11 protein-coding genes are annotated in these 13,118 nt (G+C 64.2%); 7 read left to right on the top strand and 4 right to left on the bottom strand.

Annotation, left to right across the window (positions count from 1 at the left end):
• Positions 1–70: 70 nt before the first annotated feature.
• Together ACZ1A1_RS12240 and greA are read right to left on the bottom strand one after the other, a co-directional pair.
• A complete protein-coding gene (locus tag ACZ1A1_RS12240) occupies positions 71–1,174 on the bottom strand; it encodes a hypothetical protein (RefSeq protein WP_463620177.1) in 1,104 nt (367 codons plus the stop codon).
• Between the two features lie 34 nt (positions 1,175–1,208).
• Positions 1,209–1,685, bottom strand: coding sequence for a transcription elongation factor GreA (gene greA / locus ACZ1A1_RS12235; protein ID WP_415213630.1), 477 nt, complete (start codon positions 1,683–1,685; stop codon positions 1,209–1,211).
• Positions 1,686–1,911: 226 nt separating this feature from the next.
• On the opposite strand from greA, the gene ACZ1A1_RS12230 reads away from it, so the two are divergent.
• From ACZ1A1_RS12230 to ACZ1A1_RS12210, 5 genes are all read left to right on the top strand, one after another.
• A complete protein-coding gene (locus ACZ1A1_RS12230) occupies positions 1,912–2,175 on the top strand; it encodes a hypothetical protein (protein ID WP_463620176.1) in 264 nt (87 codons plus the stop codon).
• A 436-nt stretch (positions 2,176–2,611) separates the two neighbouring features.
• Positions 2,612–2,929 (top strand): hypothetical protein, encoded by a 318-nt coding sequence (locus ACZ1A1_RS12225; RefSeq protein WP_415213121.1) that lies wholly within the window; start codon positions 2,612–2,614, stop codon positions 2,927–2,929.
• A gap of 10 nt (positions 2,930–2,939) precedes the next feature.
• Positions 2,940–3,905, top strand: a complete 966-nt coding sequence (locus ACZ1A1_RS12220) for an SDR family oxidoreductase (RefSeq protein WP_463620175.1) — start codon at positions 2,940–2,942, stop codon at positions 3,903–3,905.
• A gap of 57 nt (positions 3,906–3,962) precedes the next feature.
• Positions 3,963–5,192: a putative DNA modification/repair radical SAM protein gene (locus ACZ1A1_RS12215; protein ID WP_463620174.1), complete on the top strand. Its 1,230-nt coding sequence runs from the start codon at positions 3,963–3,965 to the stop codon at positions 5,190–5,192.
• A complete protein-coding gene (locus ACZ1A1_RS12210; RefSeq protein ID WP_463620173.1) occupies positions 5,192–6,649 on the top strand; it encodes a UdgX family uracil-DNA binding protein in 1,458 nt (485 codons plus the stop codon). The genes ACZ1A1_RS12215 and ACZ1A1_RS12210 overlap by 1 nt, the downstream gene beginning before the upstream one ends.
• A gap of 205 nt (positions 6,650–6,854) precedes the next feature.
• Here the strand turns inward: ACZ1A1_RS12210 and carB are convergent, their stop codons facing one another.
• Entirely contained in the window at positions 6,855–10,337 is a 3,483-nt protein-coding gene (carB, locus tag ACZ1A1_RS12205; protein ID WP_463620172.1) for a carbamoyl-phosphate synthase large subunit, read from the bottom strand.
• A 289-nt stretch (positions 10,338–10,626) separates the two neighbouring features.
• Between carB and ACZ1A1_RS12200 the strand changes: the two genes are divergently transcribed.
• Positions 10,627–11,232, top strand: a complete 606-nt coding sequence (locus tag ACZ1A1_RS12200) for a hypothetical protein (protein ID WP_463620171.1) — start codon at positions 10,627–10,629, stop codon at positions 11,230–11,232.
• A gap of 77 nt (positions 11,233–11,309) precedes the next feature.
• Here ACZ1A1_RS12200 and blaOXA read toward each other — a convergent pair whose 3' ends face one another.
• Positions 11,310–12,119, bottom strand: a complete 810-nt coding sequence (gene blaOXA, locus ACZ1A1_RS12195) for a class D beta-lactamase (protein WP_463620170.1) — start codon at positions 12,117–12,119, stop codon at positions 11,310–11,312.
• Positions 12,120–12,229: 110 nt separating this feature from the next.
• Here blaOXA and ACZ1A1_RS12190 point away from each other — a divergent pair, with 110 nt between their 5' ends.
• Positions 12,230–13,117: a LysR family transcriptional regulator gene (locus ACZ1A1_RS12190; protein ID WP_463620169.1), complete on the top strand. Its 888-nt coding sequence runs from the start codon at positions 12,230–12,232 to the stop codon at positions 13,115–13,117.
• The last annotated feature ends 1 nt before the right edge of the window (position 13,118 follow it).

The raw sequence follows: 13,118 nt of genomic DNA, 5'->3' as shown, positions 1-13,118 counted from the left end.
TGTTCTATTGAGGTTTCATGGTCCCAAGGTCAAGGCACGAGTTATCGATTGCCGCCAGGGCAAGCAAAATCTACGGCTTCCTGGGGAGCACGTTCAGCATGAAGTTTTCAACGGCTTCGGCTGCATGCACGAGGTTTGCTTCAAGGTTGCCGAATTGCCTCAGTAGGGGCTCGTCGACCGTTTTGGAAGAATCCCCGAGCGTTGCAATGAAGTTCTCGGCGTCATCGACGCCTGCAATCTGCGGCAGATGGCTAAAAAGCGGCGTTTGCTCGGCGAAGACCGCTGCTGGCTTTCCCTGATATATGCAATCAAGCACCGTGGTGGAGACCGGCGATATCATGCCATCCACAATATCCAGTGCGTCGTGAATGGTGAAGCCTTTCATCGCGCCGCGATACTGATGGGAAAACATCAGGTTGTCATGCTGCTTGCGCAACGCTCTATCATGCGAGCGGTGGTTTCTGCGCACCTTGCCTCGATGCGAGCGAATGACGATCCCGAGATCAGGATGGCGGCGCAGCAACGTGTCGACCATGTCGTAAAAATGATCGATATGGTCTTTCTGAAAGCGTCCGAACCCCCAGCGGAACGATTGGCAAATCAGCAGCCGCTTGCTGTAGCGTCCCACCCAATCTGCAAGTGCGGGAGACGCGGTCTGCTTGGGCAGCGCATTCTGTTTCGTGAAGCCGACTGGTACGACATGCTCCGCAGTTTCCGGTGCAAACAATTCGCTGTTCATTCCCAAAGGCTCCCAAAGTAGAAGCAGATCGGAATGGTAGCGCATTGGCTCCGGTATCAGACGGGCATTGACACCCACCTGATAAACTCCGTGCTGGAGAAAGATCGAAGGTTTGCCAACGCGGACAATGTACTTTCCTCGCGTCCTGCGAGACCACGGTCCCCAGGAAGGGTCGGATATTCCCAGTAAGGCGTCGGCATTGCGAATAGGTTCCTGGAAGAGAAACTTCATCCGCCATTTAGAGGCTGCTTCTGGCCGATGCCCGTAGTGTTCGAACGCTGCTTTCAGGCGCGGCTCATTGCGTAGAAGCTTCGCGTAGATGATTGTTCGGACATCGATCCTGCCGCGCGCCGCCAGCACGGCAAGAAGCGGATACATGCTTTCGAAATCCGGCATGCCGTTGAGATACGTAAGCAGCACGGGCTTGCGCGCCATTCGGAACGTCTCCGTCTCGTCGACTGAAAGTGTATCAACCCCAGCTGACGGCGAGGATTTCGTAGGCCTTGGAGCCGCCGGGGGCGTTGACTTCGATCGAGTCGCCGACTTCCTTGCCGATGAGGGCGCGGGCGATGGGGGAGGAGATCGAGATGCGGCCCTGCTTCACGTCGGCTTCCTGGTCGCCGACGATCTGGTAGATCTTCTCTTCCTCGGTGTCCTCGTCGACGAGCTTGACCCTCGCGCCGAACTTGATCTTGGAGCCGGACATCTTGGTAAGGTCGATGACCTCGGCGCGCGCGACGAAATCTTCCAGCTCCGTGATGCGGCCTTCATTGTGGCTCTGGGCTTCCTTGGCGGCGTGGTACTCGGCGTTTTCCGACAGGTCGCCATGGGCGCGCGCCTCGGCGATCGCCTCGATGATTCGCGGACGCTCTTCCTGCTGACGCCAGCGCAGTTCTTCCTGCAGCTTGACGAAACCGTCCTGAGTCATCGGTACCTTTTCAACCATTTTATTCCCGTCCTTCAGACCGCGCCGCCCGGCTTCCCAGCCATGCGGACGCAAAAGAAAACGGTCTCCGGAGAAGATCCCCGGAACCGTCGGAAGCGTTTGAACGGCCCTTATAGCAGATTGCATTCCCCGAAAGCCAGTTTTTTCGCCGCTGCTTCCGCACCACCCGCAGCGGCCGGAACAATCGCCCGGTGCTGCCGTTAGCGCTCTATCGCGGGAGGCGTGCATGGTAATCGACGGGACGGTTCATCTGGAAGGCAGGATCAATGCGCACCGGCGCCTGCTGGTCGAACTCATCTCGGTCATCGCCGCCATGCCCGAGGCGCGCGACGTGCTCGTCGCCATGGCCCGCGACAGCGAAACGGTTCGCGACCACGAGGAGGATCCCGGCATCGAGCCGGATGTCGCCTTCGCCGCCCAGCAGATCGCCGACGATGAAATCCGCGCGATCCTGAAGGCCGCGATGGCGCGCCTCGAAACCAGATCATGAGGAATGGACGATGGGTGTGATCGAGAAGATTTCCGGTTATTTCAAGCAGCTTGCCGGCGAGGTGTCCGGCAACCAGGCCATGCATGACGAAGGACGCCGGGAGGTGGCGGGCGTAAGCCATCCGGACGTGCAGGCGGTGCAGGCCGAGGCGCACGCGCCACCCGCTGCGGACGGCATTATTGCGGCGGAGAACGGAGAGGAGCGGGCCGTCCATGCGGATGCGGCGCCGCAGTTCGTGGTTTCGCGGGCCGGCGCCGGCAATGACGGCGTTTCCAGCGCCAAGCCGCGGGTCATCACCGGCAGCGACGACGCCACGGCGCACCGCACGCCGCCCGGCATGGCGGAGCCGGCCCGCGACTGGTCGGCGGGCTTCGACGAGACCGCGCCGCGGCAGGACACCGGCGCGCCGGCCGCCAATTATTCCGACACGGAGCAATTGAAGCTCTTCCGCCTCGTTCCCATCGCGGCGGCGGGCGACCAGAACTGGGACCTTGCGCCGAACCAGGGCGAGGTGGTGGTGCGCGCCCGCTCCAGCGGCGATGCGCGGGTCGTTGCGGCGGAGGCGGAGCTTGACTATCTGGAGATCGACGCGCTGCCGGGCGACGGCAATTCCACGACCTCGTCCAGCGCCTTCCGCAGCGAGAAGCTCTACACGGTCGTCGACGAGACGGACCCTGCCTATCCGGTCGAAGGGCCGCGCGGGGTCGTGGCCGGGAAGGTCCGTGTCGACAATATCCGACCCACCGAACTTTGAGGAGAGAGCGATGAGCCCGAGCCAGTCCGCCCGCACGGCAGAAAAGCAGCGCGACATCCAGGAAGAGGTGGCCAAGGCCGACCGCAAGGGCAGGAGCGAAAAGCCCGGCGCCATGCAGGCCGGTGCGCGGCCCTATCCCGCGCCGCCCTTTCCCGAGCAGCACCAGCCGAAGCCCGGGAGGGAGGCCACGCTCGATCCGGCGCCGATGTACGACGCTCCCTTCTACAAGGGTTCGGAAAAGCTGAAGGACAAGGTGGCGCTCATCACTGGCGGGGATTCCGGCATCGGGCGGGCGGTCGCCGTGCTCTTTGCGCGCGAGGGGGCGGATGTCGCCATCGTGCATCTTGCGGAAGGGGAGGATGCGCGGGAGACGATCGCGGCCGTGGAGGCGGAAGGCCGGCGCTGCATCGCCTTTGCCGGCGACGTCAAGGACAAGGCGTTCTGCGTGCAGACGGTGAAATGCGTGGTGCGGGACTTAGGGCGGCTCGATATCCTCGTGAACAATGCCGCCTTCCAGGTGCACACGAAGGATATCGCCGACCTTTCCGAAGAGCATTTCGACGAGACGCTGAAGACCAATCTCTATGGCTATTTCTTCATGGCGCAGGCCGCGGTGCCGCATATGAAGGTGGGGTCGGCGATCGTCAATACCGGCTCGGTCACGGGGCTGGAGGGCTCCAAGGACCTCATCGACTATTCGATGACCAAGGGCGGCATCCATGCCTTCACGCGTTCGCTCGCCGGCCAGCTCGTGCCGCGGGGCATTCGCGTCAATGCCGTGGCGCCGGGGCCGGTCTGGACGCCGCTCAACCCTTCCGACAAGGCGGCGGAGGACGTGGCGAAATTCGGTGCGCAGACGCCGATGAAGCGGCCGGCCCAGCCGGAAGAGCTGGCGCCGGCCTATGTCTTCCTCGCCTCGCCGCAATGCTCCAGCTATATCACGGGAGAAGTGCTCCCGATCATCGGCGGCTATTGAGCCGCCGATGATCCATCCTCCATTGACTCTGGCTTTCAGAACATATAGTGAACAAATATGAAGAAATCGCTGCAACAGCGCTTGGCCATCCTGTCGGATGCCGCCAAATACGATGCCTCCTGCGCGTCCAGCGGCACGGTCAAGCGCGACTCCGTGAAGACCGGCGGGCTCGGCTCGACGGAAGGGGCAGGCATCTGCCATGCCTATGCGCCGGACGGCCGTTGCATCTCGCTGCTCAAGATCCTGCTCACCAATTTCTGCATCTTCGATTGCGCCTATTGCATCAACCGCTCGTCCAGCAACGTGGAGCGCGCCCGCTTCACGCCGGAGGAGGTGATCTGGCTGACGCTGGAATTCTACCGGCGCAACTATATCGAGGGCCTGTTCCTGTCGTCCGGCATCATCCGCTCGCCCGATCACACGATGGGCGAGATGGTGCGCGTGGCGCGGGAGCTCAGGACCGAGCATGGTTTTCGCGGCTATATCCACCTGAAATCCATTCCCGACGCCGCGCCCGAGCTGATCGAGGAGGCGGGGCTTTACGCCGATCGCCTGTCGCTCAATATCGAGCTGCCGACGGATGCCGGCATCGGGCGGCTCGCGCCGGAAAAGCGGCCGGAGGGCATCCGCCGCGCGATGGGCGAGCTTCGCCGCAAGATCGAGGCGGCGGCGGAACCCACCCTGCAGTCGAAACGGCGCAAGCGCTTCGTGCCCGGCGGCCAGAGCACGCAGATGATCGTGGGTGCCGACGGGGCCGACGACGCTACCATTTTGAAGACCAGCGCCCGGCTTTATGGCAGCTACGGCTTGAAGCGCGTCTATTATTCCGCCTTCAGCCCCATTCCCGACGCGTCCCGCGCGCTGCCGCTGATCAAGCCGCCGCTGGTGCGCGAGCATCGGCTCTACCAGGCGGACTGGCTCTACCGCTTCTATGGCTTCGGCATCGACGAGATCACGGCCTCGACCGGGGGCATGCTCGATCTCGACATGGATCCGAAGCTTGCCTGGGCGCTCGCCAACCGCCACGCCTTTCCGGTCGATGTCAACCGGGCGGAGCGCGAGCGGCTGCTGCGGGTTCCGGGCTTCGGCACGAAGTCGGTGGACGCCATCCTGTCCAGCCGTCGGTTCCGCCGCCTGCGGCTGGAGGACCTCGCCCGGCTCGGCGTTTCCCTGCGCAGGGTGCGAGCGTTCATCGAGGCGGAGGGCTGGGTGCCGCGTCGCCTTGCCGATAGGGACGACCTGAAAGCCGTCTTCGCCCCCAGGCCGGAACAGCTTTCGCTGCTCTGATGCACAGGGTTTGCCTTGTCGGGCGGGGCGATTTTTCCGAATGGCGGGACGCGGCCCGCGCGCTCGCTGCCGCCGGCCTTTCGCCGCAGCAGGTGGACTGGCGGATCGGCGGGATGGAGGAGGAGCTGTTCGAAGCCGCGCCGGATCTGCCGGGGCCGGATCCGGCGGCCGCGCCGCTCACCGTTCCCGCGGGTTTCCTTTCCCTGGCCGAGGCGGTCGCCTGCCATACGGAGCCCGGCCGCTTTCATCTCCTGTACCGGCTGCTCTGGCGCCTGCAATCGGACAAGCGCCTGCTGGAGCTTACGGCGGACAAGGATGTCGCCTGGGCGCGGCTTCTGGCGAAGAACGTGCATCGCGACAGCCACAAGATGACGGCCTTCGTGCGCTTCAAGGAGATCGCCGGGCAGGCGGAGGGGCGCCGCCGCTTCTTCGCCTGGTTCGAGCCGTCGCATTTCGTCGTCGCCCGGACCGCGCCGTTCTTCCGTCGGCGCTTTGCCGACATGGACTGGATCATCGCCACGCCGCGGGGAACGGCGAGCTGGGATGGCGAAAGCCTGATCTTCGACACGCGCCCCGGCGAAAATCCCGGCCATGGCGATCCGACGGACGAACTCTGGCGCACCTACTATGCCAGCATCTTCAATCCGGCCCGGCTGAAGCTGAAGGCCATGCAGGCGGAAATGCCGAAGAAATACTGGCGCCACCTGCCGGAGGCGGATCTGATCCCGGACCTCATCGCCAATGCCGAGGCGAATGTGCGGGCCATGGCCGAGCGCGCCGCCAGTGATCCGCCGCCCTTCCACCATCGCCTGCAGGAGGCGGCCCGCACCTTGGCGCCGCCCATGCCGGCAAACGCCGGCACGATCGGGGCCTTGCGCGAGGAGGCGCGGGGCTGCACGCGCTGTCCGCTGCATTGCGCCGCGACGCAGACCGTTTTCGGGGAGGGGCCACCGGAGGCGCGGATCATGATGGTGGGCGAGCAGCCGGGCGACCAGGAGGACCTTGCCGGGCGTCCCTTCGTCGGCCCGGCGGGCCGTGTCTTCGACGCGGTATTGAAGGAGGCTGGCATTGCCCGCGAGACGCTTTACCTCACGAATGCGGTGAAGCACTTCAAATATGTGCCGCGCGGCAAGCGCCGCATTCACGAGAAGCCGAACCGCGGCGAGATCGAGCATTGCCGCTGGTGGCTGGCGAAGGAGATGGAGCTGGTGCGGCCGAGCCTCGTCGTCGCGCTCGGGGCCACCGCGCTCTATGCGCTGAGCGGGCAGCAGGGACCGCTGAGCCGGCTGCGCGGCAAGCCGATCGCCATGCAGGACAATATCGTGCTCTACCCGACCGTCCACCCCTCCTTCCTGCTGCGCCTGCCCGACGAGGCGGAGCGCCGCCGCCAGCACGGCCTCTTCGTCGAGGACATGAAGACCATAGGGCATCTGGCGGAAAGACTCATCGCTCAATGAAAAAGCCGGGTAATGTTGCCCGGCTCAGCTTGCTGACAAACCGTCTCACCTACCGCCGTCATCCTCGGCCTTGTGCCGAGGATCTGCCAGCGCATTGAAAATCGAGGGGTTGCAGATGCCCGGGACAGGCCCGAGCATGACGGAAGAGAGGGCTTCGTCTGAGCCGGGCAACGCGCCCGGCTTTCAGCATTTCGAAGAATCGGCCTCAGAAATACGACTGAAGCGGACGTACTTCCAACTGGCCCTGCTTGAGCGCCTTGATCGCCTGGGCGGCGGCTTTGGCGCCGGCCATGGTGGTGTAGTAGGGCACCTTCTGCATCAGGGCGGCGCGGCGGAGCGACTTCGAGTCCGAGATCGCCTTGCTGCTGTCCGTCGTGTTGATGACGAGGCTGACCTGGCGGTTGCGGATGGCGTCCTCCACATGCGGACGGCCCTCCTGCACCTTGTTGACCTTGATCGCCTCGATGCCCTTTTCGGCGAGGAAGCGGGCGGTGCCGGAGGTCGCCATGACCTTGAAGCCGATGTCGGTCAAGAGGCGCACGGCCGCCAGCACGCGCTCCTTGTCCTCGTCACGCACGGAGACGAAGACCGTGCCCTCGCGCGGCAGGTCGACGCCGGCGCCGAGCTGCGACTTGGCGAAGGCGAGCGCGAAGTCGGTGTCGAGGCCGATGACCTCGCCGGTCGAGCGCATTTCCGGGCCGAGCAGCGTATCGACGCCCGGGAAGCGGGCGAAGGGGAACACGGCTTCCTTGACGGCGATGTGCTTGAGGTTGCGCGGGTCCGGCTTCGCGCCATAGGCGGCAATCGCCACGTCGAGACTTTCGCCGGCCATGACGCGGGCGGCGATCTTGGCGATCGGCGCGCCGATGGTCTTGGCGACGAAAGGCACGGTGCGCGAGGCGCGCGGGTTGACTTCCAGCACGTAGATCGTGCCGTCCTTGATGGCGTATTGCACGTTCATCAGGCCGCCGACGTTGAGCGCCTTGGCGAGGGCCTTGGTCTGGCGCTCCAGCTCGTCGACGATTTCGCTGGAGAGCGTGTGGACCGGCAGCGAGCAGGCCGAGTCGCCCGAATGGATGCCGGCTTCCTCGATATGCTCCATAATGCCCGAGACGAAGACGTCCTTGCCGTCGCAGAGTGCGTCGACGTCGACTTCCGTCGCATTGGTCAGGTAGCTGTCGAAGAGCAGCGGATTCTTGCCGAGCAGGGTGTTGATCTGGCCGGTCTTGTCGTTCGGGTAGCGCTGCTTGATGTCCTCGGGAACGAGTTCGGGCACCGTATCGAGCAGATAGGTCTGGAGCTGGCCTTCCGAATGGATGATCTGCATGGCGCGGCCGCCAAGCACGTAGGACGGGCGCACGACCAGCGGGAAGCCGATCTCGGCCGCGACGAGGCGGGCCTGCTCGACGGAATAGGCGATGCCGTTGTTCGGCTGGGCGAGGTCCAGCTTCTGGAGCAGCTTCTGGAAGCGGTCGCGGTCTTCGGCAAGGTCGATCATATCAGGGGCGGTGCCGAGGATCGGGATGCCGTTCTTCTCCAGCGCTTCGGCGAGCTTCAGCGGGGTCTGGCCGCCGAACTGCACGATGACGCCGACGACTTCGCCGTTGGTCTGCTCGGCCTTCAGGATCTCGATGACGTCCTCGGCCGTCAGCGGCTCGAAATAGAGACGGTCGGAGGTGTCGTAGTCGGTCGAGACGGTTTCCGGGTTGCAGTTGACCATGATGGCTTCATAGCCGGCATCCTTCAGGGCGAAGGCGGCATGGCAGCAGCAATAGTCGAACTCGATGCCCTGGCCGATGCGGTTCGGCCCGCCGCCGAGGATGACGACCTTCTTGCGATCCGAAATGCCGGCTTCCGAGCGCGTCGCGCCGGCAAATGGCGTCTCGTAGGTCGAGTACATGTAGGCGGTCGGCGAGGCGAATTCGGCGGCGCAGGTATCGATGCGCTTGAAGACCGGGCGGACATTCAGGCCGTTGCGCAGTTCCGCCACTTCCTTCGGGCGCTTGCCGGAGAGGGTGGCGAGGCGCGCGTCGGAGAAGCCCATGGCCTTCAGCATGCGCAGGTTCTCGGCGTCGGCCGGAAGGCCGTGTTCGCGGATGCGGGCCTCCATGTCGACGATGGCCTTGAACTGCTCGAGGAACCACGGGTCGATCTTGGAGCCTTCGTGGACTTCCTCCGGCGTCAGGCCCATGCGCAGCGCCTGGGCGACCATGCGCAGGCGGTCCGGCGTCGGGGTGGAGATGGCGGCGCGGATGGCATTGTTGTCGTTACCGTCGCCAAGGCCGGGGATTTCGATCTCGTCGAGGCCGGTGAGGCCCGTTTCGAGGCCGCGCAGGGCCTTCTGGAGCGATTCGGCGAAGGTGCGGCCGATGGCCATGACCTCACCGACCGATTTCATGGCGGTGGTCAGCGTCGGCTCGGCGCCGGGGAACTTCTCGAAGGCGAAGCGCGGGATCTTCGTCACGACATAGTCGATGGACGGCTCGAAGGAGGCCGGGGTCGCGCCGCCGGTGATGTCGTTCTCCAGCTCGTCCAGCGTGTAGCCGATAGCGAGCTTCGCCGCGATCTTGGCGATGGGGAAGCCGGTGGCCTTGGAGGCGAGCGCGGAGGAGCGCGAGACGCGCGGGTTCATCTCGATGACGACGAGGCGGCCGTTTTCCGGGTTGACGGCGAACTGCACGTTGGAGCCGCCCGTCTCGACGCCGATCTCGCGCAGCACCGCGATGGAGGCGTTGCGCATGATCTGGTATTCCTTGTCCGTCAGGGTCAAGGCCGGGGCGACGGTGATCGAGTCACCCGTATGCACGCCCATCGGGTCGATGTTCTCGATGGAGCAGATGATGATGCAGTTGTCCGCCTTGTCGCGGACGACTTCCATCTCGTATTCCTTCCAGCCGAGGACGGATTCCTCGATGAGGACTTCCGTGGTCGGGGAGGCGTCGAGGCCGGAATTGACGATCTCGAAGAATTCCGAGCGGTTATAGGCGATGCCGCCGCCGGTGCCGCCGAGCGTGAAGGACGGGCGGATGATGGCCGGCAGGCCGATCGTGTCGAGCGCCTGCGCGCCGATCGCCATGGCGTGGCTCATGTAGCGCTGCTTGCGGTCGGTCTCGCCGAGGTTCCACTGGTTCTCCAGCTCGTCCAGCGCCTTGTCGAGCGCGTCGCCCGAAAGCTCCGCCTTCAGCTTGGCGCGCTCGGCCTCGTGGAGCTTGCGGTCCTTGTCCTTGATCTCGGTGGCGTTGGCGAGCATGGACTTCGGCGTTTCGAGGCCGATCTTCGCCATGGCCTCGCGGAAGAGAGCGCGGTCCTCGGCCTTGTCGATGGCCTCGGGCTTGGCGCCGATCATCTCGACATTGTAGCGGTCGAGCACGCCCATGCGCTTGAGAGAAAGCGCGGTGTTCAGTGCCGTCTGGCCGCCCATGGTCGGCAGCAGCGCGTCCGGGCGCTCCTTGGCGATGATTTTTGCCACGACCTCGGGGGTGATCGGCTCGACATAGGTCGCGTCGGCGAGGCCCGGATCGGTCATGATCGTCGCGGGGTTGGAGTTGACGAGGATGACGCGGTAGCCTTCCTCCTTCAGGGCCTTGCAGGCCTGGGTTCCGGAATAGTCGAATTCGCAGGCCTGACCGATGACGATCGGCCCCGCGCCGATGATGAGGATCGATTTCAAATCTTGGCGCTTGGGCATCTCTCTATCCGTTCTTCCGCGTGCGCGAAAAACCGGCCATGGTGATGGGTTCACCGGCCGGGCGCGCATCTATGGTCGTTCAAAGGCTAGAAGCGGCTTATAGGCAAAGGAAGGGGCGAGCGGAACCCCGAAAATCGCCGAATCGACAGGAAAAGTGCGGGGGCTTTGCGCTGCCGATCCGGGGTGTCGCGGGCGTGGGCAGGCATCCCCTGTGCATACGGCAAAATATGAATATCAAGGGAGATGAATTTTCATACTCTGCTGGTGTGCCCCAGGCTTGGGATTTGCAATGGAAGAAGCTGAAGAGCAGTTTGCCGTGTCACCGTATTTGAAGCTGATGCGGGGCGTCTGGTTCACGATACTAATCCTCGGCACCACGGTTCCCGGGGTGAATATGTTATTGAACTTTCATTTTTTACCTTCGGTGGAGTTCTCCCAGAATACCTTCATTCTGCGTATTGTCGTAGGTCTCCTGTCGGCTACGTTATCCGCGTGGGTCATGGTGGCGGATAAGAGCATCCACCGGGATATTGGAGAGGGAAAAAAGGTTTTCCTACAGTTGATGAGCCCATTTATCGGCTTCCTGTGCGGACACACCGCCATAGTTTCCGTGGCCCTCCTATTCAGCTTGATCGCCGGAGGACCAATAGAGCTTGAGTTTACGGTAGCGGCAACGGACCAAGCCAGCAGCCGGTGGTGCCACTTCCCTGTCAGCCTGGAAGGGGTACCAGTCATTTTTCAACAGGTATGCTTTGCGTCAGAGGAACAACGTTCCTCGTTTACGCCTGGTGCGTGTGCCGTTGCCATTGGGAGAGGAACACGTTTCGGCGTGAACGCGGGTCACCTCCGGCCAATGGATCGGCCGTGTAAAGGCAGGACGGGCAGCGCAACCTGACTCCGCGACATAGACAGGAAAAGTGCTGGGACTTCCTTTGCCGATCTAAGGTGTCGCGGGCGTGGCGAGGGCAGGGCCTATTCGCCGGCCAGAATGCCCGGCAATTCCGCGAGGATGCCGTCCCGCGCGCGCAGGCTGGTGCGCGGTTCCTGTTTCTTCTCGTCCTGTATCAGCCGGGCGAAGACGACGGTGCGGTCCTCGCGGCGTGCCCAGCCGACATACCAGCCCCAGGGGCGGCCATAGTTCGGCGTGGTGCCGTCCGGCTTCTTCGAATAGGCCATGCCGGTCTTGCCCTGCGCCCGCCAGCCGTCGGCGATGTCGCGTCCCTCGACGATCTCCATCGCCGCATCCATCGCCTCGGCGGAGACGGGCAGCTCATGGTTCACCAGCTTGCGCAGGAATTCCACCTGCTCGCGCGGGGAGATCTTCAGCGAGGAGGCGATCCAGGCACGTTCGAGGCCGTTGTCCTTGCCGGGGTCGCCGGTCATGTCGGCATTGCCGTAGCCGAAGGCTTCGGCATAGTCGCGCAGCCGCTCGTAGCCGAGGAATTCGGTGATGCGCTGGGAGTACCAGACGACGGAATATTCCAGCCAGCGCCGTGGCGTCGTCGGCTGGCGCCAGTTGTCGCCGCCCCAGTCGGGATAGCCCTTGATGAAGGGCAGCACCGGCTCCTCGGCATTTTCGAGGAAACCGGAATCGTAGCCCATTACCGCGAGCGGCACCTTGAAGGTGGAGGCGGGGGTGACGCGCGTCTTGCAGTCGCCCTTTTCCAGGATGATCTCGCCGTTTTCCGCATCGGCGACGATGCTACAAATAATGCGGGCCTCGACGGGCATGGCGAAGCCGGCGGCCAGCAGGACGCCGGCCGCGAAGGGACGCAGGTCCATCACGTTTTCCTCTATTTCCGAATGACTTGTGCATCATGGATAGCAATGCTTTCATGGCCTGACAAAAGATGAATACTGGTCTCAGCCATTAGGAAAATTGGGGCATTGCTATGGTTCGGCCTTATCTGCCGCTGAATGCCTTCCGCGCTTTCGAGGCCTCCGCCCGCCATCTTTCCTTCACGCGGGCGGCCATCGAGCTGAATGTCACGCAGGCGGCCGTCAGCCATCAGGTGAAGAGCCTGGAGGAGCAGATGGGCGTCGTGCTCTTCAAGCGCCTGCCGCGCGGGCTGATGATCACCGCGGAGGGGGAAAGCCTCCTGCCGGTGCTGCGCGACAGTTTCGACCGCATGGCGGATGCGGTGGAGCGTTTTCGCGGCGGGCATGTGCGGGAGATATTGACGGTGGGTGCGGTCGGCACCTTCGCTGTCGGCTGGCTGCTGCCGCGCCTTGCCGGCTTCCGCGAGCGCCATCCCTTCGTGGAGGTGCGGCTTTCCACCAACAACAACCGGGTGGACCTTGCCGCCGAAGGGCTCGATTTCGCCATCCGCTTCGGGGCCGGCGCATGGCATGGGACGGATGCCGTGCGTCTCTTCGATGCGCCGCTGTCCGTGCTCGCCATTCCCGCCGTCGCGCGCGACCTCAAGGAGCCGGCCGACCTGCTCGGACTGACGCTGCTGCGCTCCTATCGGCGCGACGAGTGGACGCGCTGGTTCGAGGCGGCCGGGCTGCCGCGCACGCCGCCGCCGCAGAACGCCATCGTCTTCGACACCTCGCTCGCCATGATGGAGGCGGTTTTGCAGGGCGCGGGCGTCGGCCTCGCGCCGCCGCTGATGTTCTCGCGGCTCTTGGCCGCCGGGGCTGTCGTCCAGCCTTTCCGCACCAGCGTCGCGCTCGGCAGCTACTGGCTGACCCGCCTGCAATCGCGCAGCCTCACCCCCGCCATGTCCGCCTTCGCCGCGTGGCTGGCGGAGACGGTGAAGGAGGAGGGGCTGGAGTGAA

Source organism: Shinella sp. R2-11 (genome assembly GCF_055330205.1).
This window is presented reverse-complemented; position numbering and strand designations above follow the sequence as displayed.

Coding starts and splice junctions, on each gene's coding strand:
- ACZ1A1_RS12240 (WP_463620177.1), bottom strand. CDS start 1,174: ATGGCGCGCAAGCCCGTGCTGCTTACGTATCTCAACGGCATGCCGGAT.
- greA (WP_415213630.1), bottom strand. CDS start 1,685: ATGGTTGAAAAGGTACCGATGACTCAGGACGGTTTCGTCAAGCTGCAG.
- ACZ1A1_RS12230 (WP_463620176.1), top strand. CDS start 1,912: ATGGTAATCGACGGGACGGTTCATCTGGAAGGCAGGATCAATGCGCAC.
- ACZ1A1_RS12220 (WP_463620175.1), top strand. CDS start 2,940: ATGAGCCCGAGCCAGTCCGCCCGCACGGCAGAAAAGCAGCGCGACATC.
- ACZ1A1_RS12215 (WP_463620174.1), top strand. CDS start 3,963: ATGAAGAAATCGCTGCAACAGCGCTTGGCCATCCTGTCGGATGCCGCC.
- ACZ1A1_RS12210 (WP_463620173.1), top strand. CDS start 5,192: ATGCACAGGGTTTGCCTTGTCGGGCGGGGCGATTTTTCCGAATGGCGG.
- carB (WP_463620172.1), bottom strand. CDS start 10,337: ATGCCCAAGCGCCAAGATTTGAAATCGATCCTCATCATCGGCGCGGGG.
- ACZ1A1_RS12200 (WP_463620171.1), top strand. CDS start 10,627: ATGGAAGAAGCTGAAGAGCAGTTTGCCGTGTCACCGTATTTGAAGCTG.
- blaOXA (WP_463620170.1), bottom strand. CDS start 12,119: ATGGACCTGCGTCCCTTCGCGGCCGGCGTCCTGCTGGCCGCCGGCTTC.
- ACZ1A1_RS12190 (WP_463620169.1), top strand. CDS start 12,230: ATGGTTCGGCCTTATCTGCCGCTGAATGCCTTCCGCGCTTTCGAGGCC.